Annotated in this window: 27 protein-coding genes, 2 tRNA genes and 1 other RNA gene; 17 read left to right on the forward strand and 13 right to left on the reverse strand. The window is 62.5% G+C overall.

Annotation, left to right across the window (positions count from 1 at the left end; genetic code table 11):
• Positions 1-75 precede the first annotated feature (75 nt).
• On the forward strand, positions 76-660 hold the full coding sequence (locus AS9A_RS00930) for a putative glycolipid-binding domain-containing protein (protein WP_041450767.1): 585 nt from the start codon (positions 76-78) through the stop codon (positions 658-660).
• Here the strand turns inward: AS9A_RS00930 and AS9A_RS00935 are convergent.
• On the reverse strand, positions 657-2012 hold the full coding sequence (locus AS9A_RS00935; RefSeq protein ID WP_013805003.1) for an amidase: 1356 nt from the start codon (positions 2010-2012) through the stop codon (positions 657-659). The genes AS9A_RS00930 and AS9A_RS00935 overlap by 4 nt on opposite strands.
• Positions 2009-2908 carry a prephenate dehydrogenase gene (locus tag AS9A_RS00940; RefSeq protein WP_237707988.1) on the reverse strand — a complete coding sequence of 300 codons (900 nt, stop codon included), beginning with the start codon at positions 2906-2908 and terminating at the stop codon, positions 2009-2011. Before AS9A_RS00940 ends, AS9A_RS00935 begins: the two co-directional genes overlap by 4 nt.
• Positions 2909-3073: 165 nt before the next feature.
• Between AS9A_RS00940 and AS9A_RS00945 the strand changes: the two genes are divergently transcribed.
• The 5 genes from AS9A_RS00945 (at position 3074) to AS9A_RS00965 (ending at position 6255) form a co-directional block, all read left to right on the forward strand.
• Complete coding sequence (locus AS9A_RS00945) at positions 3074-3604, forward strand: tRNA adenosine deaminase-associated protein (protein ID WP_013805005.1); 531 nt, start codon at positions 3074-3076, stop codon at positions 3602-3604.
• Entirely contained in the window at positions 3582-4055 is a 474-nt protein-coding gene (locus AS9A_RS00950) for a nucleoside deaminase (RefSeq protein ID WP_237707858.1), read from the forward strand. Before AS9A_RS00945 ends, AS9A_RS00950 begins: the two co-directional genes overlap by 23 nt.
• A 61-nt stretch (positions 4056-4116) precedes the next feature.
• Positions 4117-4207 (forward strand) — tRNA-Ser (locus tag AS9A_RS00955).
• A 234-nt stretch (positions 4208-4441) separates the two neighbouring features.
• Positions 4442-5611 (forward strand): GmrSD restriction endonuclease domain-containing protein, encoded by a 1170-nt coding sequence (locus AS9A_RS00960; protein WP_013805007.1) that lies wholly within the window; start codon positions 4442-4444, stop codon positions 5609-5611.
• Complete coding sequence (locus AS9A_RS00965) at positions 5608-6255, forward strand: hypothetical protein (RefSeq protein ID WP_013805008.1); 648 nt, start codon at positions 5608-5610, stop codon at positions 6253-6255. Before AS9A_RS00960 ends, AS9A_RS00965 begins: the two co-directional genes overlap by 4 nt.
• Positions 6256-6453: 198 nt before the next feature.
• Here the strand turns inward: AS9A_RS00965 and AS9A_RS24490 are convergent, their stop codons facing one another.
• Together AS9A_RS24490 and AS9A_RS24495 are read right to left on the reverse strand one after the other, a co-directional pair.
• Positions 6454-6819 carry a response regulator gene (locus AS9A_RS24490; RefSeq protein ID WP_237707989.1) on the reverse strand — a complete coding sequence of 122 codons (366 nt, stop codon included), beginning with the start codon at positions 6817-6819 and terminating at the stop codon, positions 6454-6456.
• Positions 6813-7181, reverse strand: coding sequence for a hypothetical protein (locus AS9A_RS24495; protein WP_237707859.1), 369 nt, complete (start codon positions 7179-7181; stop codon positions 6813-6815). The genes AS9A_RS24490 and AS9A_RS24495 overlap by 7 nt, the downstream gene beginning before the upstream one ends.
• A 40-nt stretch (positions 7182-7221) precedes the next feature.
• Here AS9A_RS24495 and AS9A_RS00975 point away from each other — a divergent pair, with 40 nt between their 5' ends.
• From AS9A_RS00975 to AS9A_RS01010, 8 genes are all read left to right on the forward strand, one after another.
• Positions 7222-7506: a hypothetical protein gene (locus AS9A_RS00975; RefSeq protein WP_013805012.1), complete on the forward strand. Its 285-nt coding sequence runs from the start codon at positions 7222-7224 to the stop codon at positions 7504-7506.
• 216 nt (positions 7507-7722) lie between these two features.
• On the forward strand, positions 7723-8373 hold the full coding sequence (locus tag AS9A_RS00980) for a DUF6875 domain-containing protein (protein ID WP_049793626.1): 651 nt from the start codon (positions 7723-7725) through the stop codon (positions 8371-8373).
• 21 nt (positions 8374-8394) lie between these two features.
• Entirely contained in the window at positions 8395-8886 is a 492-nt protein-coding gene (locus AS9A_RS00985) for an aminoacyl-tRNA deacylase (RefSeq protein ID WP_013805014.1), read from the forward strand.
• Positions 8887-8966: 80 nt separating this feature from the next.
• A complete protein-coding gene (locus AS9A_RS00990; RefSeq protein WP_148262379.1) occupies positions 8967-9614 on the forward strand; it encodes an acyl-CoA-like ligand-binding transcription factor in 648 nt (215 codons plus the stop codon).
• The gene (locus tag AS9A_RS00995; RefSeq protein WP_013805016.1) at positions 9614-11935 is read left to right on the forward strand and encodes an MMPL family transporter; all 2322 of its coding nucleotides are present in this window, start codon (positions 9614-9616) and stop codon (positions 11933-11935) included. The genes AS9A_RS00990 and AS9A_RS00995 overlap by 1 nt, the downstream gene beginning before the upstream one ends.
• A gap of 92 nt (positions 11936-12027) precedes the next feature.
• Positions 12028-13257, forward strand: coding sequence for a tRNA guanosine(34) transglycosylase Tgt (gene tgt, locus AS9A_RS01000; protein ID WP_013805017.1), 1230 nt, complete (start codon positions 12028-12030; stop codon positions 13255-13257).
• A 16-nt stretch (positions 13258-13273) separates the two neighbouring features.
• Positions 13274-13723, forward strand: a complete 450-nt coding sequence (locus tag AS9A_RS01005) for a DoxX family protein (protein ID WP_013805018.1) — start codon at positions 13274-13276, stop codon at positions 13721-13723.
• 32 nt (positions 13724-13755) lie between these two features.
• Complete coding sequence (locus AS9A_RS01010) at positions 13756-14268, forward strand: hypothetical protein (protein WP_013805019.1); 513 nt, start codon at positions 13756-13758, stop codon at positions 14266-14268.
• Here the strand turns inward: AS9A_RS01010 and AS9A_RS01015 are convergent.
• The 8 genes from AS9A_RS01015 to AS9A_RS01050 all read right to left on the reverse strand — a co-directional run bounded on the left by AS9A_RS01015 (position 14244) and on the right by AS9A_RS01050 (position 20590).
• Positions 14244-14972 carry a queuosine precursor transporter gene (locus tag AS9A_RS01015; protein WP_013805020.1) on the reverse strand — a complete coding sequence of 243 codons (729 nt, stop codon included), beginning with the start codon at positions 14970-14972 and terminating at the stop codon, positions 14244-14246. The genes AS9A_RS01010 and AS9A_RS01015 overlap by 25 nt on opposite strands.
• A 21-nt stretch (positions 14973-14993) precedes the next feature.
• Positions 14994-15596, reverse strand: a complete 603-nt coding sequence (locus AS9A_RS01020; RefSeq protein ID WP_013805021.1) for an RDD family protein — start codon at positions 15594-15596, stop codon at positions 14994-14996.
• Between the two features lie 67 nt (positions 15597-15663).
• Complete coding sequence (locus tag AS9A_RS01025; protein ID WP_013805022.1) at positions 15664-16539, reverse strand: undecaprenyl-diphosphate phosphatase; 876 nt, start codon at positions 16537-16539, stop codon at positions 15664-15666.
• 94 nt (positions 16540-16633) lie between these two features.
• Complete coding sequence (gluQRS, locus tag AS9A_RS01030; protein ID WP_013805023.1) at positions 16634-17545, reverse strand: tRNA glutamyl-Q(34) synthetase GluQRS; 912 nt, start codon at positions 17543-17545, stop codon at positions 16634-16636.
• An 18-nt stretch (positions 17546-17563) separates the two neighbouring features.
• Entirely contained in the window at positions 17564-18697 is a 1134-nt protein-coding gene (locus tag AS9A_RS01035; protein WP_013805024.1) for an NAD(P)/FAD-dependent oxidoreductase, read from the reverse strand.
• Positions 18698-18720: 23 nt separating this feature from the next.
• Positions 18721-19725 (reverse strand): arsenic resistance protein, encoded by a 1005-nt coding sequence (locus AS9A_RS01040; protein ID WP_013805025.1) that lies wholly within the window; start codon positions 19723-19725, stop codon positions 18721-18723.
• Positions 19726-19801: 76 nt separating this feature from the next.
• Positions 19802-20416 (reverse strand): GyrI-like domain-containing protein, encoded by a 615-nt coding sequence (locus AS9A_RS01045; RefSeq protein WP_013805026.1) that lies wholly within the window; start codon positions 20414-20416, stop codon positions 19802-19804.
• Between the two features lie 85 nt (positions 20417-20501).
• Positions 20502-20590: transfer RNA gene (locus tag AS9A_RS01050), tRNA-Ser, on the reverse strand.
• Positions 20591-20717: 127 nt separating this feature from the next.
• Between AS9A_RS01050 and ffs the strand changes: the two genes are divergently transcribed.
• Together ffs and AS9A_RS01055 are read left to right on the forward strand one after the other, a co-directional pair.
• Positions 20718-20812, forward strand: an RNA gene (gene ffs, locus AS9A_RS23065) — signal recognition particle sRNA small type.
• A gap of 25 nt (positions 20813-20837) precedes the next feature.
• Positions 20838-22124, forward strand: a complete 1287-nt coding sequence (locus AS9A_RS01055) for an aminotransferase class I/II-fold pyridoxal phosphate-dependent enzyme (RefSeq protein WP_013805027.1) — start codon at positions 20838-20840, stop codon at positions 22122-22124.
• Between the two features lie 3 nt (positions 22125-22127).
• Here the strand turns inward: AS9A_RS01055 and AS9A_RS01060 are convergent, their stop codons facing one another.
• The gene (locus AS9A_RS01060) at positions 22128-22925 is read right to left on the reverse strand and encodes a methyltransferase domain-containing protein (protein WP_013805028.1); all 798 of its coding nucleotides are present in this window, start codon (positions 22923-22925) and stop codon (positions 22128-22130) included.
• 110 nt (positions 22926-23035) lie between these two features.
• Here AS9A_RS01060 and AS9A_RS01065 point away from each other — a divergent pair, with 110 nt between their 5' ends.
• Positions 23036-25216, forward strand: coding sequence for a DNA polymerase III subunit gamma and tau (locus AS9A_RS01065; protein WP_013805029.1), 2181 nt, complete (start codon positions 23036-23038; stop codon positions 25214-25216).
• Position 25217 lies beyond the last annotated feature (1 nt).

Here is a 25217-nt window from a genome sequence, read left to right on the forward strand (position 1 = left end):
GCCCCGAAACGCCTACTTCATGGCACTTCCCCCAGTTTCTTGCGCGCATGGCAGTGAGGTCCATACCGTAGGGGCGTGACAGACGCTCTTACGTCGACAAGCTGGCCCGCTGTTTTCACCTGGGGCGCGCATTCAGCGCCACGGATGGAATCCGTCCGGATCCAGCTTTCCGGCAAGAAGATCAAGGCTGCGGGACGGATCATCGGCGCGGACTGCGCCGAGCACCCGGCCTTCAGCGCGTCGTACGACCTCATCACCGATGAGTTCGGTGCGACGCGGCGGCTTTCGCTGCGCGCGACCGTCGCCCGCGGCGAGCGTGTCCTCTCAGTGAGCCGTGACACTGAGGGATATTGGACGGTCCACGAGGGCAACACCTCGACACGTTCCCGGTTCGGCGGAGCGCTGGACGTGGACGTCATTTTGAGCCCGTTCTTCAACGCACTCCCGATCCGTCGCCTTGACCTGCACACCGAAGCCAACGACGTTCAGGTACCCGTGGTTTACGTGTCACTGCCTGACCTGACAGTGCGGGAAGAGACACTGACCTATAGCTCCCACGCAGAGGGCATTCACGTGTTCTCCCCGGTAGCGAGCGCAACTGTCACGGTCGACAGCGACGGGTTCCTGATTGACTACCCGGCTCTTGGACAGCGGATCTAGGCGGCGACTTCACCGCCGAGCGCGAGGGCGACAGCCTCACCGACTCCAGCTGTGGCGCCCTGAGGGAACGCCGCGATCTGCACCCCGGACGGCAGGCCATCCTCGTGCTGCGCCGGAACCGACACCGCGGGAACCCCGAGCATGCTGAAAGGGATGCACATACGCAGCAACTCAGCGCGGACCTGGACAGTCCCGGTCGTCGTTTCGACTTCCTCCACACCGATCGCGGTAGCACGCAGGGGAGTAGTGGAGGTTAGCACCGCGTCAACGCCCGCGTCTCGCATCGCGGCGAAGCACTCGTCCCGGATCTGATCCCGCCGTCGCAGCGCATGAATGTATTCGGTGGCGAGACGGTCCCGCTGCGCGAGAAGCCGTTCGCGCGTGATGGGCTGAAACAGGTCAGGAGTGGCTCGGAGCGCTTCTTCATGCGTTGCGTACGCTTCGCTGCCAGTGATGACGCCGTAGAGCGCGATGAGTTCTTCAGCATGCGGAAGGTCCACGTCGACGACAACGGCCCCCGCGGCCCTCAGTTTCTCTGCTGCCCGATCGACGGCCTTAGCCGCCGCCGCGTCGTGAACGGTCCACGCGGGTCCGTGCAGCCGTCCGATAGTGAGTTGATCCATTCGGGGTGTAGCGCGGCTGCTGTGCCCGGTGAGAGCATGCCAGGCGAATGCAGCATCGGTCGGGGTGTCCGCTAGTAGCCCAACATGGTCGAGAGTGGTCGAAAGCGGAAAGACACCCGCTGTGGAGAGGGCGCCCGCAGCTGGCTTCAGTCCTGTGATGCCGCATAAAGCGGCCGGCGTGCGCACGCTGCATCCGGTGTCGGTGCCGACTGCGAGCGGAACGATGCCGAGAGCCACGAGGCCCGCTGAGCCAGAGGAAGAGCCACCTGTGATGCGCCCGGGATCGTGAGGGTTCGCCGCCGGGCCATCGACATTGACCGCTCCGGTCGGCCCATACGCGAATTCGTGCAAATGAGTTTTGGCGACGATGACCGCACCGGCTGCGCGAAGCTGCCGGACAATGTCCGCGTCCCGTGTGGCGGGTGCGGCACCGTTACGTGCACCGCTGCCGCATCGGGTCGGAAAGCCCGCGACGTCAACGAGGTCCTTGACCGCGACGGCAACACCGTGCAACGGTCCCCTGGCCCCTCGCTCCTGGAAGTGAGCGTCAAGCGCGTCCGCTTGTTCGAGCGCGGCACCGGCGAGGCGACTTTGATGGTCCCATCCTGCGATCAAATTCTCCCAGGGCGTGCCATTGAGATCATTGATCCGCTGAAGAACATGCTCAATGTGCTCGCGCGCGGTGAGTTGCCCGGCGCCGAGCAGGGCAGCTAGTTCGTTCAATGTCATGAGATCTCCCGAGGGAGCGTGAGAAGCGCTTCGCCGCGCCGCCCGGCGTCACGTAGCCGCGCTAGCCACTCGTGGTCACCAGGAACTATCCCGGTGATCGACGGTCGCCCCCCGCGCCCCAGGTACTTCTGGTGCGCAGCGAAGCCACTCTTAGTGAGTTCAGATGTTGAGCCACCTGCGAGCGCGGTACGGGCCGCCGCGAGTGTTTCTAGCGCCTCGTCGAGTACCCGCAGCAATGCGGCCGCGTTCGCTTCGCACATGGCGTCCACGAGGGCAGGCGACGTGCCTGCCACACGCGTGCCGTCACGGAAAGAACCCGCAGCGAGCGCCAGCGTCAGATCTCCGCCCCGGACGCCGGACAACGCGAGGGTTTCCGCGAACAGGTGAGGCAGGTGCGAGATGCGCGCAGCAGCGTCATCGTGCTCCCGCGACTCGGCAGGGATTACGGCTGCGCCGCAGTCGAGCGCGAGTCGCGCCACCTCAGTCCACACCACTGGGTCGCGTCCTTCGTCCGCACTCACAACCCAGGTCGCTCCCTTGAACAGCTCGGCGAACCCGGCAGCCCAGCCTGATTCCGCAGTCCCGGCCATCGGATGTCCTCCGACGTAGCGTCCGTCGAGGCCATGGTCACGCACGAGATCCGCGACCGGGCCCTTGACACTGACGACATCGGTAAGGGGACAGTCCCGCGCAGTCGTGGCGATCGCCTGCAGCACGGTGTTCACCGCGGGCATCGGAACGGCGACGACGAGCAGCGCACCGTCCGCCTGGGCGCGTGAAAGAACAGCTCCGAGGTCACTGCTGACGTCGTATCCGTCGGCTTGCGCGGCTGCGACAGGTCCACCAGAACGGTTGTATCCGTACACGCTTCGCCCTGCAGCGTGCGCCGCACGCATGAGCGATCCACCGATGAGACCGAGGCCGAGAACACAGACTGGAACAGACACCTGATTAGCGTCGCACACCACAGCGCGGAGTGTCTCACGCCCACACTCGCGCCGATCTTCAACGATTTGCCGGCAGATGTTCCTTGTGCCGACCCTGCGCGCTAACCTCACCGCATGGCTGCACAGCGCGCTCGCACACAAAATGATGACGAGTACGACATCGATGGTTTCGGCATTGGGGTTGTCCGGGAAGAGGGACGCTGGCGGTGCGTCCCAATGCCGCTTGCGGCGCTCACAAGTTTGAGCGAGGCGGAAACGGAACTTCGCGAACTGCGTAGTTCGGGAGCAACATTCGGTCTGCTTGACGTCGACGACGAGTTTTTCGTTATCGTTCGACCGAGCCCAGCAGGGACGCACCTGCTGATCTCCGACGCTGCAGCGGCGATCGACTATGACATAGCTGCGGATGTGCTTGAGATGCTCAATGTGGAGGTCCCCGACCTCGACCCTGACGAACTCGACGAAACTGATCCGTGGGAAGAGGGCGAACTGGGAATTCTGGCGGATCTCGGCCTGCCGGAACCGGTGATGAGTGTGATTCTGGCTGAAACCGACCTCTACCCGGACGAACAGCTGCAGATGATCGCCGAGCGGCTCGGTTTCGAGCGGGAATTTGCCGCCGTTGTCGATTCCATCCAGAAGTAACGCCGACGACGCCGGTTGGATAGGTGCCGCGATTGAAGCCGCGGCCCTGTCCGGCCCGGACGACGTCCCAGTCGGCGCGGTCTTGTTCAGCCCAGACGGAGCAGTCATCACAAGGGCAGGCAATACCCGCGAACGCGATGGCGACCCGACAGCGCACGCGGAGATATCCGTGTTGCGTGAGGGAGCACGACTCGTGGGCGACGGCTGGCGACTCGAAGGGACGACACTGGCCGTCACACTCGAACCATGCACGATGTGCGCGGGTGCCATCGTCCTCGCTCGCGTCGCCCGGGTCGTGTTCGGAGCGTGGGAACCCAAAACCGGCGCAGTAGGGTCCCTGTGGGATGTGGTGCGCGACCGGCGGCTCACGCACCGGCCAGAAGTTTGTGGGGGAGTACGGGAAGCTGAGTGCGCAGCGCTCGTCACGGAATTCTTCGCCGGCCACCGATGACCATTTGCCGCGTTATCCAGCGGATTCGGCCCTGTGTTTAGCCTCGGGTACAGTTGTGCGCGGTGGCGTGTCCGAGCGGCCTAAGGAGCGCGCCTCGAAAGCGCGTGACGGGTAACCCCCGTCCGAGGGTTCAAATCCCTCCGCCACCGCCATAGCCTCCCGCCTGTGTGTGCAGGTAGGGAGGTTTTTCTTTCTGGACTTGATGTGCGGTGTTTCGTCAGGCCCGCAAGCTGCCCACGCTGGTCGGTGTGGACTCCAAGTCGCTGCGGGTGCAAACGTAACGAAAGCTGACTGCGGTCGATGTAGTGATTACACAATCACGAACCACCCCTTTGACAGACCGGACACAACCAGAGTTGACGACTCTCCAAAAACCCAGAACACCGATGCGCACCTCAAGCATCGTGGGACTCTCTGCCGCCGCCCTAATCCTCCTCGGCGCCATCATCTCGCCACCACCCGAGACTGACGCAGACCCCCAGGACACCGCTGTCGCGAGCACGATCGTAGGCACCACAACACAGGCCCCTGCACCGGCGCCTCCCAGCCCTGAAACAAGCAGCCCCGAAACAAGCAGCCCCGAAACAAGCAGCCCCGTAACAAGCAGCCCCGTAACAAGCAGCCCCGCTGCGAGCCGCGAAGAACCGCTCGAGGCGCCGGGAATCGTTCAGGTCAATGACACCCCTGAACATGCCACCAGCACCCTCGCACTTCTCGCAACCTTAGATATCAAGGGACGAGCACCGAAGACTGGCTACGATCGTGCGCTGTTCGGTCAAGCCTGGACCGACGACGTGAACGTCGAGGGAGGCCGCAACGGCTGCGACACCCGCAACGACATCCTCAGGCGAGACCTCAACAGCATCTGGATCAAGCCTGGATCAAGCGGCTGCACGGTCCTGGCAGGCACTCTCGCCGACCCCTACTCAGGCACCACCATCGAGTTCACGCGAGGGGAGCGCTCCAGCGATGTTCAGATCGATCACGTCGTCTCGCTGTCAGACGCATGGCAAAAAGGCGCGCAGCTGTGGAACGCGGTCAAGCGACAGGACTTCGCGAATGACCCGCGGAATCTCCAGGCAACCAAAGGCACCCTGAACCAGCAGAAGGGTGACGGTGACGCTGCGACATGGCTGCCACCGAATCGCTCCTACCGCTGTGCCCTTGTCAGCCGACAAGTTGAGGTCAAAGCGGAGTATGACTTGTGGGTGACGCAGGCCGAGCGCGAAGCTATCGAGCGGGTACTTGTTGACTGCGGCGGCACAATCGTTGCGGCCGCACCAGTGCCTACCGCGGAGCCAACACTAGAACCGCAGCCTCAGCCCGAATCTGAGCCGCTGCCTGAGCCGGTTTACATCCTGCCGCCGCCTCCTCAAACACAGGACCCCATTCCTGCACCAGCGCCAGTTCCGGTCTATCAGGAGCCTGCCGGGGGCAGCGCGTATTACCAGAACTGCACCGCGGCACGCGCAGCTGGCGCGGCACCAATTTATGCGGGGCAGCCCGGTTACCGGTCGGCTCTTGACCGCGACAACGACGGGGTGGCGTGCGAATGAGCGACATCTTTAACAGCAAAGCGGTAACCGCGCTCGCGTGCATCGGTCTGATTTTCTTTGCGCTTGGCGCTGCGCTGTCGATCACTGAGGGACTCGATCAGTTCCTCGTCGCGACTGGCCTATCTGGCTTGTTCGCCTGGGTGCTACTCCGCCAGCGTGAGAACAAGAATGTGGCCGATGCGGCCTCCAAGCCACAACCCGCAGCACCGGCATGGCAGCCGCCCCCGGTCCCGCAAAACTGGGGCGAAGCTGAGGTGGCGGCTCTTCACAAACCACCGTTCAACGATGGTCCGCACGAGGTGTTCGACGAGAAGGCGGGTGTCGAGTCCAGAACCAAGATCATGCCGAGCGGTGTCCTCTTGACTGAGGAAGGCATCGCCGTGATCACGACGGAAGGCACCGAGAAGCGCCGAACCTACTTTGGTGTCGAATACTACCCAAGCGAGCGGGAAGCACGCGACGTGATCAACGACTACGAAGATGAACTGGTCGAAAGCGGCATGGGCCAAGCCGAACCGGGTGACCGGCGCAAACGCACTATGATCATAGTCGGTCGTGAAAACAGGAAATCAAAAATCATGTCGTGCATCGCCACCGAAGATACCGACCCGGCGCTTCTGAAGAAGGCGGGAATCGAAATCTGAATCTAGTGCACTCGCAAGTCGCCCGGACGATCTCTCTTGCCTTCGCGCAGGCTGCCAAACAGCGTCTTCACCGATTGCCGTCCGATGATGGGCAGTGCCGGATCTCGATTCGAGAGTCCAGTCGGATCGCTCGGGGAAAGCCGCTGCGTGAACGTCGAATTGGCGCAATCCGCACCCATAGCTCGTGGTGCCAGCGGTTTACACGAGACCGGCCTGGCGCGCCAGAATGGCAGCTTGGACACGGCTGACGCAGCCGAGTTTGGCCAGCGTGGCGTCAGGTCGGTGTGGCGATCGAGTGCCGACACGGCCGGGTCCGGCTCGCCGCTTGGGTCGGGGCGGCGACACCATCCCCGGCGACCCGGCGACCCGGCGACCCGCGGAGAGGATGTCACCTGGTCCGGCAGTCTTGAGCAGGAAGCCGGCGGCACCGGCACGCAGCGCGCCGAAGACGTACTCGTCGAGATCGAACGTGGTGAGCACGAGTAATTCTGCTAGTTCTTCACGGACGATCTCCCGAGTGGCGTCGATCCCGTCGACGCGCGGCATCTGCACATCCATTAGCACGACGTCCGGTCGCAACGCTCGCGCGTTGGTGACCTCGCTGTGGCCATCCGCGGCTTCACCACGATGAGGATGTCGTCCGCCGCGTCGTGAACGAAACGCAGCGCGGTCTTGAGCGGCTCGTAGTCATCGGCCAGGAGGGCTCTGATTGGTGTGGACGCGGGATCCCCGGCACCCGCAATCACAGCTGCCGAGTCTGGATCGGTCATGCTGGCGCCCCCGCTGCTCATGTTGTCGGATATCGGCTCGCGCGGGAGCGCATTGAGCCACAGCTGCGGCGCTGGCATGAGCGGCTGGGCGCGAAGTCCAGCGAGACCCAATTGTGGATTGCCGGCATCGTAGGGTGCTGTTGCTGGTGAATGCACTGCAGAAGTGATTCTGAACAATTAAGAAAGAGCCTCAAAAATGCGCGCGACACTGCAGATTGTTGGCATCATATTGCTGATCAACGGGATCGGCGGCCTGGTCAAAGATGACTTCGGACTCCTCGCAAACGTGGCCGACGGCGGCGCGCTCACCAGACTTCAGGTGGTTGCCATCTTGGTCGGCGCGGCGCTGGCCGGGGGAGTTCGGTGCGCAGAATGTTCGAAGAGTCGGATGACGCATCGCGATACAGCCGGACCGCATTCGCGCGAGCTCCAAGACAGGCTACGTCACAACACTGCCCTAGACGAGCGGGCGGCTATGTAAAAGATGTGAGGTGAATTTTCGGACATAACCGCCCATTTGTCGTGCTGATGGGCCTCAGCTGCAACGAATTTGATCGTCAAGCCGATAGCCTCACGTGATCCATACGTGTGTATCAAGCTGATGACGGAAGTCACAAATTTATCGTGTAAGGGTGGCCGCGGGTTACCCTCGCGACGGGAGCTGTTGATGTTGGCGGGCATGTGAGGGGTGGTGGATATGACAGCGACGGAGCGTCGAACTAAGTTCGCGAGGAGCATCACGCTGGTCAATCTTGCCTCTCAGGCCGAGGTCGCCGACGACGATGTTCTCAGCGGACTGCTCGGATGGGCGACGCAGTTCTTGACGCATCCCCATGTTGATCTTGGCCGCACGGGGCCTGTCTGCCCTTATACCGCACCGTCACTCAACCGAAAGATGCTGTGGGCGGCCGTCGTGCGCGGCTCGGAGCTGACGGAAGATCAGGTCGGGCAGTACACGGACGAGTTGATCGAAGCGTTCAGCACGCTTGAGCCAGTCGACGGCCCGCAGGAGATATACAAGTCGGTGATGGTTGTCTTCCCAGATCTGAAGGACTACTCGCTGATCGATGCGGTGCAGTCAGCACGCAAGCAGCTGGTGGTTCCCGAGGGTCTGATGATCGGTCAGTTCTATCCCGGTTGCGGTGAGGCAGGGTTGTGGAACCAGGACTTCCGTCCGCTCGACTGCCCGTTCCCACTGATCGCGTTGCGGCACATGGTGGCGAGTGATTTCGCCTTCCTCGCCTCGCGGCGAGAGTGGCTTGCCGCGTACCTCAAGCGCTATGCGCCAGCTGTCCCAGCGCCGGTGCGCTCGGCGATCATCGATCGCCTTCATCCCGAAAACGATTAACTGCAGGAGAGCGGGAGACTGGTGACTTCACCGCACGTCAATGTGTTGCGTTCCGTTGATGCGACTGGTGTCAATGTCGCGATTCACGATCATGAGTCGTTTGAATCGCCGATTCGTTCACCGCAAGATTTCGCTGATGCTTTGGGCTACCAGTTGAGTCGGATCACCAAGACGGTGTTTCTGCGCTCGAAGTCTTCTGGCCACTACGCAGTGGCAGTGTGCGCGATGGACCGCAAGCTCGATTTTGCAGCAATCGCGGACGGGCTGCATCAGTCCACGCGAATGGAAGTCGCGAGTGCCGAGGAACTCGATCGTGTGATCGGTTATCCCAAGCACGGGGTGTCGCCACTCGGCTTGCCGTCCGATGTTGCTGTTGTGGTCGACGAAGCGCTTCTTGCTGAGCCCACCGTGCTAATTGGGGGTGGGGCGGCGGGAGTAGAACTCGAGTTGGCTCCAGCTGATCTTGTGTGGGCGTCAGGTGCCCGGGTTGCCCAAATCGGCATCACGAATTGAGTAACGCCGTGTTGTAAATCATATTTCTGCATTTAGCGGAAATATTGCAGGCTGTCGCAAAAATCGCGAAGATCGATGTCATGGATCCATCGATTGGTCTCCGCGAGCGGAAGAAAGCCGCGACCCGTGCTGCGCTCAGCGCTGCGACGGTCCGGATCATCCGCGAGCGAGGCTTCGAAGCTGCGACGGCAGAAGCCATCGCAGCCGAGGTCGGTGTCTCCGCGCGGACTTTCCACAACTACTTCGCGAACAAAGAAGACGCGATCGTGTTTCACCTCGAGACACGGCTGGAGGGGCTGACCGACACGCTTGCCGCGATGCCGGAGGGCGAACCAATCCTCGTTTCCTTGCGGCGGCTGCTTGCGGTGGCCGCTGAAGATGACGTCATCCGGCTTGGGGAACTCGCTAGTGCGTTACACCTCGCGGAGGTGCATCCACACGTCGCAGCTGGTCATCAGCTTCTTTACACCCGCGCGATGGCGCGGGCAGCACGCATCGTGGCGCAACGGACGGGCACAGACTCAAGAACTGACCTGTATCCGCACGTTGTGCTCGCGTCGACGACAGCCGCGCTGCGCACAGCAGTCGAATTGTGGCTCAGCGGGAATGTGTCCGGACGGACTCTTCCTGAGCTGATCGATGAGGCCTTCGACCTCGTCGAGTCCGGTCTGCAGCAACCGACTTCAGTGCAGACGATGTCGTCTGCACGTCCACGACAGGAGCTTTGATGGCAACCTACCTCTACCGGCTGGGCAAGTTCGCCTATCGCCGGAAGGGCATAGTCCTTTCGTTCTGGTTAGCTGCGCTTGTCCTAGCGGGCGTGGCCGCGGTGACCTTGTCCGGCCCGACGAAAGATACATTCTCGATTCCTGGTACTCCTGCACAGGAAGCCCAAGAGCTCATGGCGGAGCGGTTCCCCGGTGGGGCAGCCGACCCCTTCAGTTCCCTGTCCGCTCGCTACCTGGTGTCCGCGCCAGAGGGCCAGACCCTCGACGAGCCGCAGAACCAGGCGGCGATGGAGGACATGCTGAACGCGATCCGTGGCGTCGAACAGGTCGAGGACTTCGCGAAAGCAGAGCCTGGGCCGGACGCGCCTGGCGCACTGGTCAATCCGGTCGCGGCACATGACGGGCTCGTTGAACAGCTGCTATCGCAGGGCACACCTGAAGAGCAAGCCAATGCTGATGCTGCGGCCGTAAGCCCACTGAGCGCGGACCGCACCGTCGGTTACTTGGATGTTCCTGTCGCTGGGGACTTTTCCGATGTCAATGAAGAACTCCGCGAAGCACTGCAGGAACCCGCCGAGGCTGCACGCGATGCTGGCCTGAACGTCCTGGTCAGCGGCTCCGCAGTCGAGATAATGGAACCGCCAGGTGGCGCTTCGGAGCTCGTCGGGATGGCTGTGGCCGCTGTCGTTCTCGTGATCACCTTCGGCTCCCTCGTCGCGGCGGGCATGCCACTGTTCAGCGCGATCGTCGGTGTCGGTATTGGTGTCGCTCTGATCACCGCGGCGACCGGATTTCTGGAGCTCAGCTCTATGGTGTCGACCCTTGCGATCATGATTGGTCTGGCCGTAGCGATCGACTACTCGCTGTTCATCCTCTCGAGATACCGCGCCGAGCTGTCGTCTGGTATCCCCCGGGACGAGGCTGCGGGGCGTGCCGTCGGCACCGCCGGCTCGGCGGTTGTGTTCGCTGGTCTCACCGTGATCATCGCGTTGCTCGCACTGCGCGTCGTCAACATTCCATTCCTGACAGATATGGGACGTGCCGCGGCGCTGACGGTGTCGCTTGCAGTGCTGATCGCAATCAGCATGCTTCCCGCAGTGCTCGGACTGACGAAGTCGTGGGTGTTCCGCGGCCGGCTCCCGTTCCTGCGTGAGGTCGATCCAGAGCACCCCACCAAGATGACGAACGGTCGCCGCTGGGCCAACGTCGTGACCCGAATCCCGGTCGTCACGCTCCTCGGTGGAGTGGCGCTGCTGGGTGTGCTCGCGATACCGGCCGCGAATCTGCAGCTTGCACTGCCGACACCGGCGACTGAACCGCCTGGCACGGTGGCGCGCGACAGCTACGAGATCACGGCCGAGTCGTTCGGTGAAGGCCGCAATGGACAACTGCTGGTCGTCGCGGACGCACAGAACGTCGATGAGGACGCCCGCATGGACGCATTCGGCACGGTGGTCGAAACTATGTACGGGTTCGGAGATGTGGAAAACGCGCAGATCGTCGGTGTCAACGAGGCCGGTGACACTGCTCAGATCCTGGTCACGCCGCTATCCGGTCCTATTTCGGAGGACACCATGGCGCTGGTGCAGGACATCCGCGACGCGGAAGCTGCACTCGCGGAGGAGACCGGTATCCAGTTCGGAGTGACTGGCCAGACAGCGATGGAACTGGACGTCTCGGATCGCCTCGCCGACGCGCTGATCCCGTATCTCCTGGTTGTTGTCGGGCTGGCGTTCATCCTCCTCATGCTGGTTTTCCGGTCGATTCTGGTGCCGCTGACCGCAACGCTGGGCTTCCTCTTGAGTGTCGCGGCGACATTTGGCGCCACGGTTGCGATCTTCCAGCTGGACTGGCTGGGCATCGTGTCCAACCCGCAACCGCTGGTGAGCTTCCTGCCGATCTTCCTGATCGGTGTGGTTTTCGGTCTGGCGATGGACTACCAGGTGTTCCTCGTCAGCCGGATGCGCGAGGCATACGTCCACGGTGAGTCCGCTAAGGATGCGATTATCAGTGGGTTCTCGCATGGTGCCCGCGTCGTCACCGCTGCAGCTGTGATCATGATGTCGGTGTTCGCCGCGTTCATCGCGGAGGACATGGCATTCATCAAGGTGATGGGCTTCGCCCTCGCCGCGGCGATCCTGTTCGACGCGTTCATCGTCCGGATGGTGATCATCCCGTCGGTCATGTCGCTGCTCGGTGACAAGGCCTGGTGGCTGCCACGCTGGCTTGACCGCATCCTTCCGAACGTTGACGTGGAAGGCGAGAAGCTAACGCGGCAACTCGAGACTCCCAAGTCTGATACCGAGCTAGCCAAGGTCTAGTCGCTCGTGTCGTGTGCACGTTCGTGCAGTGGGAACCGCGAAACCATGCACGAACTTGCACACGACCGGGGCTAGCGGATTGGATTGCGCGTGTGCCTGACTCTTCTCAGTACTTCACGATAACCACACCCCTTGACGGGAAGCTTGGCCGAACGGGCACGCTCCGCACGCCGCATGGCGAAATCCGGACCCCCGCGTTCATCCCCGTCGGCACCAAGGCGACCGTTAAGGCGGTACTGCCGGAAACGGTGCGTGGCCTCGGCGCTCAGGCGGTCCTCGCGAACGCTTATCACCTATACCTGCAGCCAGGTGCTGACATCGTGGACGAGGCGGGCGGTCTCGGCAAATTTATGAACTGGAGCGGACCGACCTTTACGGACAGTGGTGGGTTCCAGGTGCTGTCGATGGGTGCGGGGTTCAAAAAGGTGCTCGCGATGGAGGTCAGTCAGGCAAAGCCCGAAGACATCCGTGCCCACCAGCGGGAGCGGCTCGCCCACGTTGATGACGAGGGCGTGACGTTCAAGTCCCATATCGATGGCTCGAAGCACCGCTTCACACCCGAGGTGTCGATGCGGATTCAGCATCAGCTAGGTGCGGACATCATCTTCGCCTTCGACGAACTGACCACGCTCGTCGATACTCGCGAATACCAGGAGAGTTCGGTCGAGCGAACACACGCGTGGGCGCAACGATGCCTCGATGAGCACGAACAACAGACGGTCGACCGACCCCACCGGCCCTACCAAGCGTTATTTGGCGTCGTCCAGGGCGCACAGTACGAGGATCTCCGCAGGAAGGCGGCACGTGGGCTGACCGAGCTGCGGAGCTTCGATGGGCGCCCGTTCGATGGGTACGGGATCGGGGGTGCATTGGAGAAACACCAGCTTGGGACGATTGTTCAGTGGGTGAATGAAGAACTGCCCGACGAAACCCCGAAGCACATGTTAGGCATCAGTGAACCCGACGACCTGTTTGTCGCGATCGAGAACGGCGCGGACACATTCGACTGCGTATCGCCGTCCCGTGTCGCCCGGAACGGTGCGATTTATCTCCCGACCGGCCGGGTGAACATGGATAAGGCGCGGTATAAGCGCGACTTCAATCCGATCGACGACACATGTGACTGTTACACCTGCGCGAATTACACGCGCGCGTACCTGCATCATCTGTACAAGTCGAAGGAGTTGCTCGGCTCTACCCTCGCCACCATTCACAACGAACGCTTCATCGTTCGGCTCGTCGACCGGATACGCGACAGCATTGACGGCGGCTACTTCGCCGATCTCCGCAGCGAGGTGCTGGGGACGTACTACGGCGCGTAGCTGCCATACTCGGTGCATGGCCAAACGGTTCGAGGTTGCCGAACGCAGCGCACTGCCGAAGACGATCGCCCGGTGGATACTTGGTCTCTTCCTGGTGTCTGCCGGAGTTGCTCACCTGACGTGGGCGCGCAGTGAATTCCTGGCGCAGGTCCCCGTCTGGCTGCCATTGGATGGCGACTTCGTTGTCGTTGCGTCCGGACTGGTGGAAATCGCACTCGGTGCCGCACTCATTGCGCTGCGGCGCAAGCGTGTTCTTGTCGGCTGGATCGTCGCAGGGTTCTTTGTGGCGATCTTCCCCGGGAACATCAATCAGTTCGTGACCCAAACGGACGCGTTCGGGCTGGACTCCGACGTCGCGCGCGGGGTCCGTTTGCTGTTTCAGCCGGTCCTCGTGCTGTGGGCGTTGTGGTGCACGGATGCGCTGAAGATGCTCCGGAAGCGGGCTGCGGGTACTCGCGAGGAGTGAGTTCCGGTATGAGTAGGTCGGGGAGGTGAACCGTGACGGAAGCTCTGCTCGTGCAGGAAAACGGCAATGCGATCGCCTTTAGCTACGACGATCTGCTGCGCTACAACGGTATGGAAGCGCCAGGCGGTGTCGCCCACGCGTTCAAAGTGATGGAGCGTGCGTTCCCGCTCCTCGATCCCGGACAGCCTGTTGAGCGCCGCGAAGTCAGCATCGTCACCCCGTTCCCCGGTCCCGGTGCGCGTGACGCGTTCGAGATGGTGACCAGGGCGGTGCTGGAGAATCGCTACACCGTTGACCCCACGTTGAAGCGGGCCGAACGAGGAGACCTGCTGCAGCGGTACGTGTTCACCCTCACCTATCGCGAACGCTCCGTCACGCTGATCATTCGTGAAGGGTTCGTTGTGCGTGAGTTCATCGAGCTTGCCCGCAAAGGGGAGTGGACATCGGCGGAAGCGGAACGACTTGCTGTCCTCAAACAGGAAATGGCCGACCGGCTTCTCGCGAAACCGGCAACCGAAGTCTACGACGTCGACACGGCGAGCTGAGCCTGGTAGCTGGGTTCGCGTCGCTTGATGAAGGCGACCACCCGGTAGGTGATGGGCAGCAGCAGCGCTTCGAGCACCGTCTTGTAGACGAAACCGAAGAACAGGTAGTTCAGGAAGTCACCGCCAGTGGCGATGCCGATCGCGGTCGCGGCGATGGCGCAGAAGATCAATGTGTCGACGAACTGGCCGACGACCGTGGACCCCATCAGCCGCGCCCACAAGTGGCGCTCGCGGGTCCGCTCTTTGACCCGCACGATGACGTAAGAGTTGAGTAGCTGTCCTGCGACAAAGGCGGTGAGGCTGGCGAGCAGAATCTGCGGGTATGCCTTGACGACCGCTTCGAACGCTGCCTGATTTTCGTAGAATCCCGCAGCTGGCAAGACGGCCACGACCCAGAATGAGGCGGCAGCGAGCAGGGCTACACCAAACCCAATGAAGATCGCGCGACGCGCAGCTCTGAACCCGTAGACCTCCGCGAGAATCCCCCCGAGTATGTACGCCAACGGGAACAGGAAGAACCCACCGTCGGTGATGATCGACCAACCGCCGAGAAGCGGTCCGAACTCCACTCCTTTGGTGGCAGCGATGTTTGACATGAATAACAGTGACGCGAACACCGCGACCACAGTTGCGTAAAGACCGCTGTTCACCTGCGCGAAAACGGCAGTGCGTGGCTGATCAGGGGTGAAGGTCGCCTTTGTCACCAGGGTATCCAAGCACAGATTTCAGACACGGACCACTTGCGTGCCGTCGGCGACTTCGTCATGACGGCCCTGCTTGTGCGGGCTGCGCTCGATGCTGACGACGATGGAAATGAACACCGCGAGTAGAACAACCAGGGCGAGTATCTGAACAAGCCAGAACGGCAGCATGACTACTGCCTGCAACACGTAGAAGGAGTTTCTGCGGAACGCTTCAGACTTGGTGGGGAAACCGCCGCTCGGTCCGAGAACCTGAATTCCCAGCATTCGCTTGCCGATGGTCTGGCCGCCGCCGGCTTCGAGGATGGTGGCATATGCGACGAGCGTGACGCCGTAGATCAATGCTCCGAGGACGGCGCCGAGCCCGCCGAGGCCTTCGACGAGCACTCGATACACCAGCAATGCCGGTACGCCAACGAACAGCCCATCGATCACGCGGGCGGCGAGTCGGGGCAACAGGTCGGCGGGTGTGTGGCCGGACGGCAGGTACGACCTGCCCGACCCGTAGGCCGCATCTGGATTGAAAGCGTGCGGATTGCCCGCGCCCGACGCGTTTCCGCCCTGCGGCTTGTTCTTCTTGCGGGGCCGTCCGTGCTTGCCGCGCTGCGGCTTCTCCTTCTCGCTCATCCGTCATCCCTGCGCTGTAGTAGTGCCCGGTGGCTAACAGACCCACATTACGACATTCGCCCCATCGTCATAGGTGAGTGGTCGCTGGCTGCACGATGAGGACTACGACTGCAAGTATCCACACGTAGACGGAGAAGTATCGGAATTTGGCGGCATACAGCAGCTTGAGAACTAGAGCTAGCGCGACAGCACCTACTACCGCAGCCGCGACGAAGGCGACCGCGTATGACCCGAGGTGGATGGTCAATTCTTCAGCCCGTATCACGGTCCATCCCTGGAGCATTGCTGCAGACAGAATTGTGGGTATCGCCACGAAGAAGCTGAACTGCGCCGCGAGCGGCCGGTGCAGTCCGAGCAGCAGCGCCATCGCGATCGTCAAACCGCTGCGGCTCAAACCCGGCACGAGCGCCGCTGCCTGAGCGATTCCGATCGCCACGGCCACCCACACGGTGAGCTGGGCGGCGCCGCGCCATCGAGGACCAATAGTGTCGGTCCACCACAGGATTGCGCCTGTGGCTATCAGCGCACCTGCGATAAGCGCCGGGGTTGCGAACACCTCGGTTCCGAATGCGCGGATCGCGAGGCCCAGGAACCCGGTCACCATGACCGTAATCGTGCCGAGCAAAGCGAGCCGGATGTACATGAGCTGTCCGCTCTTCACTCTGCCCGCGAGATCTCCGTCGGCGAGTGTGCGTGCGTCGGAGAGGAGTCCGCGGAGGAGGCGGAACAGCGGTTCCCGCATGACGATCACGATCGATACCAGCGTGCCAACGTGCACGATGATGTCGAACAGGATCATCTCGGGCGAGTCTGGTGCCGGCATACCGGACCCGGCACTGATCAGCCAGTGCTGCGCGAGCGCAAGGTGACTCGTCGAGCTGACCGGAACGAACATGAAAACGCCCTGAATGATGCCAAGTATCAGCGCCTCGAGGGTCGTCACGAGTCGCGTCCTCCGATCCGCTTGCGTGGCGCTCTGAGTGCTGGCATCGGTCTGACCCTACAAGTCCGGTGCACGCGAAGGCTCCAGGCAGTGGTTAGCGTTTCCGGGGATGGAACACCCAGGGGTGGCGCTGAAGCCGCTCCAGGCTGAAGCTTTCGAGCAGGTCAGCAGGGGTGGCGCGGTCACGATCGGTGAGGTTGAGTGATCGGCCGAGCAGGCCGACGAGCGCGTGCGGCGACATGTGCAGTTCACTCATCGTGATCGCACCATCTCGCTTAGCGAGCCGTTTCCGATGCGGGCCGAGGACAAGCGGCACATGAGCATAGTGCGGTATCGGGAGCCCGAGGAGTGAGGCTAGGTAGCTTTGGCGCGGGGCGGACGTCAGAAGGTCATCGCCGCGCACTACCTGGTCAATCCCAGACGCGGAATCGTCGACGACAACAGCGAGGTTGTAGGCGGGTGTTCCGTCTCCCCGGCGAAGCACGAAATCGTCCACGACGCCCGTGAATTGGCCGTGGAGCGCATCGTCGACGGTGTACTCGGCGACCCTGCTGCGAAGCCGCACGGCCGGAGACCTGCCGCTGCGAAGCTTTTCTTCTCGCTGTGAGGCCGTGAGATCGCGGCATGTGCCCGGGTACGCGCCCGGTGCTGCATGAGGAGCGGACGCCGCCGCGTGGATTTCTCTGCGCGAGCAGTAGCACTCGAAAGTGTATCCCGCACTGGCTAGTTCCTCGACGACCGCGTTGTAGCGATCTCTCCGGTCGGACTGGTAGATGACCTCGCCGTCCCAGTCGAGACCGAGTGACTCGAGGTCCGTGAGCTGCCTGTCAGCCGATTCAGGCTGGACACGGTCATCGAGGTCTTCCATACGCATGAGAAACCGGCGGCTCGTTGAGCGCGCGAAGAGCCATGCGAGCAGCGCCGTGCGGAGGTTTCCGATGTGGAGATCGCCAGTGGGGCTGGGGGCGTAACGACCGGCGCGACCAGCGGTCTGCGAACTGTCCACTCGACGATCGTACGTGCGTCAGCAGACGCATTCCTTATCGCAGCAGGAGACGTCTTCGACAAGCATTCCCGCGAGCTTCCAGGACCGCAAGGCACTGGTATCTCGATCCAGCCGCTCACCGATGACTTTGGCGACGTGGGCAAAGCGTTGCCGGAATTTATAGATAAAGCAGAGGTGGAGATTCTTGTGCCGTACTGCGGGACCACTGAGGAAGATGCCGGGCTGGAGAGTCGACTCGTCGTCGGCGTTGAGCAATGGCCACCCGTCATCACGCGTCGCGAACATGTGCTGGACAGGGCCGAGGTGTGGGCGGTAGCCAGTGGCGAGCACTGGTTGTGCGGTCGAGGTGTGGTGTGTGCCGGTGGTATCCGTGACCGTATAACTGCCGTTTGGCTGGGAGATCGCAGCTGCGGCCGCGCCGACGAGGTCGAGAGCACCTCTGGCCTGTGCGACGCGGAGGCGCTGCCGTGTTCGGGGCGAGAGCGTGAGTGACGGGTCAGAACCGGTTTTTTCCCATGGTGATTCGGGATCGAGGACGGTTGCGTGGTGGCCGCGTGCCACGAGTGAGCAGGCGATGTCGATGCCGGATTCGTATCCGCCGATAACAACGACGCGTGAGCCGTCTGAAGGCTCCCAGGCCCGCGGCTGTGAGCTGTGGACTGCTAGGTGAGCGCCGCTGACCTCGGGTATGTGAGGTGCCGAGAATTCGCCGCCCGCCCAAATCAGGTTTCGGGCGGTGACGGGGCCGCGCGACGTTGTCACGACGAATTCGTCACGGGCGCCGCGTGCGACCGATTCGATCATCGTGTTCTCGACGACAGGGAGCTCAAACAGTTCGACGAGCTTGCTGAGGTAATGCGAGTACGCCTCACCTGAGGGGTAGTCGGTCTGCAGCAAAAGTGCAGGTGAGGTTTCGGGGTGAATGGCGTTGATGTCAATCGCGCCGAACGCATTGCCGGTGAAGGAGGGCGTAAGGAACCGCGTCCACCGCGGCCAGTCGCGGTACGACTGGCCAACCACACCGCGCTCGATGACGCCGTAGGTCAGACTGTCGACCGACTGCAGGGCAAGGGCGCATCCGATACCTGCTGGGCCCGCGCCCGCGACTAGGACGTCGACGGTGGGAAGTGGGGACGTAGCTGAGGAAGACACCCCTACAACGATACCGATAATCGTTATCTATAACGAACGGCGTGGTTGCTGCGCCTGCGCGGCACCAGGGGGACCAGGGTGGGTGCGCTTCCGAACTTGCGGCGGAAGACGTAGGCGAGCGCGGTGAGATGGGGAAACTCGGCCAGCATTGCGAGGACGATGACCGAGTACATCAGCGGCTGGTCGGGGATCGTGGTCATCGTCAGGGCCAGCATTAGTGGGGCATTGCGAGCGCTCGTCGTCATCGTGAGCGCTGTCCGTTCCGGCGATGAAAGCCCTGCTGCGCGGCCGAGGACTTGTGAAACGGCGAGGGCGAAGCCAAAGAAGGCGACTACTGCGGCGAGAACCAGTGGCGCGAGAGCCAGTGCGCCGGTGATCGTTCCCGCGTGCACCGCAAAGATCTGGAACACAAGCAAGCCGAGCGCGACGGTCACGCCTACATCCGGCAGTCGCGAGAGCAACGCTTCCGCACCTCTCCGATATCCCGCACGCGGCAGTAACGCCCGGATGAGGGCGGCCACGCCAAATGGCAGGGCGAACCACACCAGCATCGTGGTGAACAGATCGGCGATCGCAAAGCCGGAAACGTGATCCGACACGAGCCAGACCACTACAGGAAACAGCGCCACTTGCGTTGCGAGGTTGAGGGGGATCAATGCCGCGGCACCGGCGGTTTCCCCGCCGGCAAGTTTGGTGAAAGCCAGAAACCAATCAGTGCAGGGCGCAGCAAAGTAGATCGTCAGACCGGCGATCGCGGCTGGGTGCCCACTCAATAGAAGCCACGCCAGCAACGCGCCGAAAGGGGCGACGATGACGAAGTTGGCGAGCCACGCGCTCGCGGTGAAGCGAACATTGCGGAACGCGCGCCGCATCGATTGGCTACTGATTGGCAGGAAAAGCAGCACCAGCAGCGCAAAGATCGTGACGTCTATCAAGCCGTCCGGGATCAACTCAGGTGTGGTGAGACCTACTGTGGCGCCGCCCACGATGGCCAGCAGAAGGATCGCAGTAGTGGCTAGGGCAGGCACCGGAGTCCTCACGATCGGCGGCTATAACGAAAATAGTATTCATTAAGCCTAGCCTGGAAGCCAAACGGATCGTTGGCTACGCTTCCCCGACCGGCTGGCGGAGGATGGTGCGCAGTTTCGATGGCGCGACCTTCCGGAAGTCGCTGAAGTAGATCTCGTGATGTTTCCCCGTCATCCGCAAGCCTGAGCGCGGGATGAACTCGTGATGCATTTCCGAGAGGATCTCGGTCTCGTCGTCGTATGGACCGACATGGAGCGTCTGTACGCACCTGCCCTCCCGGAGCGTCTCCAGGCGAACCTTGTCGAGGCTGATCGGACGATTACTGGTGGCAACCCTGGCGACCGCTGTGTTGAACATGTCGCGAGTGATCCAGTCAGGCACCATGATCATGACCGTCCAGTCCCACTGGGACTTATCACGTTCGACCGTGAAGGCGTCCATATCCGCCGCCCACCACAGTGCTTCCAAAGGCATGACCACGTAGTCCCGGCCGAGATCCTGTTTGCTGGCGAACTTGAGTTTGTAGGCGACCGGGTACAACGCCGCGATAGCGTCGGCGTACTCCGTCGCGGTGTTCGGATCGCCGTGTCCGTCGGCCATGAGGTACTGCAACGGGGGTACGTCGACGATCCGGAACGTGTGGTGGCGCGCTTTGTACGAGTCGAGGGTTTTCTTGAAATCTGTCTTCATTGTTCCAGCGAGCCACCCCTGCGTTTCCGGCTGGGACGAGTGAACCCCCGGTCTGCTTTGCTTACCGGGGGTCCACTCGCGCATCTGGCGGAGGATAGGGGATTTGAACCCCTGAGGGCTGTTAACCCAACTCGCGTTCCAGGCGAGCGCCATAGGCCGCTAGGCGAATCCTCCACGGGGAATGATACCGGTTTGGCGGGCCTCGAATGCAAACTCGCTGCAAGGCCCGCGCTGCGGAGGCGGAGAGCGACACTTCTATGAGGGGGTTCTGCGCGGGAGTCAGCGACCCGCTACACTGTCCCGTGGATCCCGCGTGGCGTGCATCCTGTGAATCCCCCCAGGGCCGGAAGGCAGCAAGGGTCAACGGGCTCTGACGGGTGCGCGGGGTCCCCCAACTTCTTCGTGAGAGGCGGGGCCATACATGGTGTCGATCGAGACCCTTAGCCGTGACGAACTGCAAAACGAGGCAGACAAGCTGAAGGACCTGTATTCAGCACTCAAGGCGAAGAATTTCACACTCGATCTGACCCGAGGCAAGCCTTCTCCCGAGCAACTCGACCTCGCGGGTGAGCTACTGTCCCTGCCGGGGCCGGACTACCGGGACGGCAAGGGCACGGATTGCCGCAACTACGGTGGGCTCGACGGACTGCCCGAATTGCGCGCGATTTTCGCTGAACTTCTGGGTATGCCGGTGTCGAACCTGTTGGCAGGCAACAACGCCAGCCTCGAGATCATGCATGACACGATTGCCTTCCAGCTTCTCACGGGCAATCCGGATTCTGTCCGGCCGTGGTCAGCTGAACCGGGGATCAAATTCCTGTGCCCAAGCCCTGGCTACGATCGGCACTTCGCGATTTGTGAGCACTACGGAATCGAGATGGTTCCGGTTCCGATGCTGGCTGACGGCCCCGATATGGATGTGGTCACCGAGTTCGTCAACGATCCCCAAGTCAAGGGACTGTGGGCCGTTCCCATCTATTCGAACCCAACCGGGGCTGTCTTTTCAGAAGAGGTCACTCAACAGCTGGCATCGATGCCCACCGGTGCCCCGGACTTCCGGATTTACTGGGACAACGCTTACGCGGTCCATCCGCTGACAGAGAGGGACGCGCCGGTCTACGACATTCTGGGCATGGCCTCGGAAGCGGGCTTCCCGAATCGACCGCTGATCTTCGCGTCCACGTCGAAGATCACCTTCGCGGGCGCTGGAGTCAGCTTTTTCGGTGGCTCCGACGAGAACATTGCCTGGTACAAGAACAGCCTCGGCAAGGCCTCCATCGGCCCGGACAAGATCAACCAGCTCCGTCACCTGAGGTTCTTCAAGGATGCTTCCGGCGTCCGTGCACACATGGCCCGGCATCGCGCCATACTCGCGCCCAAATTCCAGGCGGTACTCGATATTCTCGACGAACGGCTCAGTGAGTCGAAGGTCGCGACGTGGACCGAACCTGAAGGCGGATACTTCATCAGTCTCGACGTCATGGATGGAACGGCGAAGCGGACGATCCAGCTGGCGAAGGAAGCAGGAATTGCGCTGACTGCCGCAGGGTCAGCCTTTCCCTACGGCAGGGACCCGAACGACCGCAACATTCGTCTCGCACCAAGTTTCCCCTCGATGGACGACCTGCGCGCTGCGATGGATGGTGTCGCGACCTGCGTGCTGCTCGCCGCGGCGGAGAAGAAGCTCTCCGAGAGCCCGGAAGCCTGATACCTAGCCCGTCGGCTTCATCCCGTGCACATATTGCACCACACCGTATATTTCCTGCGTGATCTCGGTGAGTCCGGAGGAGCGGAAGTAATCCGTGAACGCATTGATGTCGAACATCCGCAACCCGGTCAGTCCTAGGACGCGCCGTTGTGCTCGACGGATCGCGGGATACTCGGATGCGCGGCTCGCCATCACGGAAATTCGCCCGCCCGGTTTGAGCACCCGCATCATCTCGTCGAGCACGGTGAAAGGGTCTGGGATCAGGTAGAGCGCGGCGTAGCAGGTAACCGCGTCGAGCGCTGCATCTGGGAATGGCAGGCTTGTGGCGTCACCGCGGAGATATACCGCATTCGGGTGGCTGTTGGTTTCCACCGCTTTCCGCAGCATAGGACGCGAAATATCGAGACCGATCGCGAGCCCGCCAGGGCTCAGCGCGTCGGCGAAAGTTGCGGTGAAGTTGCCGGGGCCGCACGCGATGTCGAGGACTGTCTGATCCCCGGAGAGATGCAGAGCCTGCACTGTCTTTTCGCGTTCCTCGCGAAAGTGCTGGAGATTGAAACCCATGAACGCGAGCACACCGGCCGGCCTCCAGATGTGCTCATAGATCGGTGCGAGCAGAGGGAACTCCATGGTGCGCTGGGCCAGCGACTTTGAGTCATCTTCAGGACTGTCAGGCAGAACATCGACGTACCCGTTCACGAGGCGTGGCCTGCCGATCACACCGTCCGCGATACGGCCGTCGTCGAGAAACGGAGAAAGTCGATCAAGCGCACTCGATGCGTGTGTACCTTCGCTGGCCACTGGCTACCTCCTGTAGTCCCCGGCATTGGGGTTACCTGCTGGCCATTGTGCCGTGCTCGGAGCCGCGGCGCGAGGACACCTTAGTCAGAGCTGACCGGTACTCTGGCCGCGTGGCGCTATACCGCAAATACCGTCCCGCGACGTTCGCTGAAGTTGTCGGCCAGGAGCACGTGACTGAGCCGCTCAGTGCTGCGCTTAATGCCGGCCGGATCAACCACGCTTACCTCTTTTCGGGTCCGCGTGGCTGCGGAAAGACTTCCTCAGCGCGCATCCTCGCTCGCTCCCTGAACTGTGAGCACGGCCCCACCGCCACGCCGTGCGGTACCTGTAATTCGTGCGTCGCTCTCGGGCCAGGCGGGCCAGGGAACCTCGACGTGATCGAGCTCGACGCGGCCAGTCATGGCGGCGTGGATGACACGCGTGAGCTGCGAGATCGCGCGTTCTACGCCCCTGCGGAGTCCCGCTACCGCGTGTTCATCGTTGACGAGGCGCATATGGTCACCAATGCGGGGTTCAACGCGCTCCTGAAAATCGTGGAAGAACCACCCGAGCACCTGATCTTTATCTTCGCCACAACCGAGCCGGAAAAGGTACTTCCGACGATCAAGTCCCGCACACACCATTACCCCTTCAGGCTGCTGCCACCGCCGGTAATGCGCGGCCTGGTGGAACGCATCTGCGCCAGCGAGAACGTGCATGTCCAGGACACAGTGTTTCCGCTGGTTATTCGTGCGGGTGGAGGTTCCCCGCGTGACACGCTTTCGGTTCTTGACCAGCTGATTGCTGGAGCGGGCGAGGCCGGTGTCGCCTACGATAGGGCAGTTTCGCTGCTTGGCATCACGGACTCTTCCCTCATCGATGCCGCAGTGGATGGGCTCGCCAATTCGGACGGTGCCGCGTTATTCGGCACGATCAACGACGTCATGGACGCGGGCTTCGATCCGCGCCGCTTCACCGCCGATCTCCTCGAACGGATACGCGACCTCATTCTGGTGCAGGCAGTGCCAGATGCGCTGACGAACGGGCTTGTTGACGCCCCTGCCGATGGTCGTGGGCGGATGCTCAGCGATGTCGAACGGATAGGGCCGGCGACACTGGCGCGGTACGCGGAGTTGCTACACGCGGGCCTCTCGGAGATGCGGGGTGCGACCGCGCCCAGGCTCCTCCTCGAGGTGCTCTGCGCGCGGATGCTGCTGCCCGCTGCTTCCGCCACGGATTCCGCGTTGTTGCAGCGCCTTGAGCGCCTTGAGCGGGGGACACCCACGGCGGCTCAGTCCGCTCAGGCAGGCGCTCCGGCGGGTCAGGCTCAACCCGGATCCCCAGTCTTCGAGCGGCCATCTCAGCGGCCCAAGGAGGCCGCTCCCAACGAAGCTCCGAGTGAGGCCGCCACCACGGGCGTCCCTGAGAAGACACCTGAGGCCAGCGCACCTCCGGCGCCGCCGACACCCAAGGCGGAGGCTTCCGCGCCCCCGGTTGTCCGCGCGGCCCCGGAGCCAGCCAGCGAAGCGCCGGCCCCACCGTCGCGCCCAACTGAAGTGGCCTCGCCTGCCGCCGCCGACGAAGCCCAGGCAACGCCCGCCCCAGCCGAGAGCGATGCCCACCCGGGGCTTTCGGTGTCGGTAGTGGAAGCCGCGTGGGGCAAAATCTGTGCGAATGTTCGCGCGAAGAGCAAGATTGTGGAAGTCATGCTGTCCGGGGCGAAAGTCACGGGTGTGCGCGGCAACTCAATCATGCTGAGCCACGAAACACCGGCGCTGATGGGCCGATTGCGTGAAGCGCGCAGCGCCGGGATCGTGCTGGAGGCGTTCCGGGAGACGCTCGGAACTGAATGTGAGCTCGTTTGGGGAGCCGAAGCTCTGGGCCAGGCAGCCAAAAAACCGCCGACTCCACAGGAACGGAACCAGTCCAGCCCGCCGAACGACCGCCCGCGTTTCGTGCGCAAATCAGCGGCGTCCTCAGGGCGGACAGAGCAGAAGCCGCCGCAAACTGCGCCTGGGCAGGCGTCACGCGAGCGACACACCCCAGCCCCGGGCGGCGATGACATCCCGCCGCCCGACGATCCGGGCTACCCGGAGGATCCAGGGCCGCACAACTCAGGACCCCCAAGCGCCGTTGGGCAAGGACCTGTTCAGCCCGTAGCTGCACCCGACGATGAGGATGCACTGCTCGAAGAAGCTCGCCGCGCGGAAGCCTCCGGAATCGACGACTCGGACAGCTCACCGCGACGCGACCCGGAGGAACTCGCCATCGAGCTGCTGACGTCCGAACTCGGCGCGCGCCGTATCGAATGAC

The organism is Hoyosella subflava DQS3-9A1 (assembly GCF_000214175.1).
Classification (GTDB): Bacteria; Actinomycetota; Actinomycetes; order Mycobacteriales; family Mycobacteriaceae; genus Hoyosella; species Hoyosella subflava.

Bases quoted from the DNA above. Each gene is read 5' to 3' on its own strand.
- AS9A_RS01055 (WP_013805027.1), top strand. From the start codon at position 20,838: ATGGTGTCGATCGAGACCCTTAGCCGTGACGAACTGCAAAACGAGGCA.
- AS9A_RS00975 (WP_013805012.1), top strand. From the start codon at position 7,222: ATGCGCGCGACACTGCAGATTGTTGGCATCATATTGCTGATCAACGGG.
- AS9A_RS01020 (WP_013805021.1), bottom strand. From the start codon at position 15,596: ATGAGCGAGAAGGAGAAGCCGCAGCGCGGCAAGCACGGACGGCCCCGC.
- AS9A_RS01045 (WP_013805026.1), bottom strand. From the start codon at position 20,416: ATGAAGACAGATTTCAAGAAAACCCTCGACTCGTACAAAGCGCGCCAC.
- AS9A_RS00990 (WP_148262379.1), top strand. From the start codon at position 8,967: ATGGATCCATCGATTGGTCTCCGCGAGCGGAAGAAAGCCGCGACCCGT.
- AS9A_RS00960 (WP_013805007.1), top strand. From the start codon at position 4,442: ATGCGCACCTCAAGCATCGTGGGACTCTCTGCCGCCGCCCTAATCCTC.
- AS9A_RS00935 (WP_013805003.1), bottom strand. From the start codon at position 2,012: ATGACATTGAACGAACTAGCTGCCCTGCTCGGCGCCGGGCAACTCACC.
- AS9A_RS00980 (WP_049793626.1), top strand. From the start codon at position 7,723: ATGACAGCGACGGAGCGTCGAACTAAGTTCGCGAGGAGCATCACGCTG.
- AS9A_RS00965 (WP_013805008.1), top strand. From the start codon at position 5,608: ATGAGCGACATCTTTAACAGCAAAGCGGTAACCGCGCTCGCGTGCATC.
- AS9A_RS01005 (WP_013805018.1), top strand. From the start codon at position 13,274: ATGGCCAAACGGTTCGAGGTTGCCGAACGCAGCGCACTGCCGAAGACG.
- AS9A_RS00940 (WP_237707988.1), bottom strand. From the start codon at position 2,908: ATGCGTGCGGCGCACGCTGCAGGGCGAAGCGTGTACGGATACAACCGT.
- AS9A_RS00945 (WP_013805005.1), top strand. From the start codon at position 3,074: ATGGCTGCACAGCGCGCTCGCACACAAAATGATGACGAGTACGACATC.
- AS9A_RS00995 (WP_013805016.1), top strand. From the start codon at position 9,614: ATGGCAACCTACCTCTACCGGCTGGGCAAGTTCGCCTATCGCCGGAAG.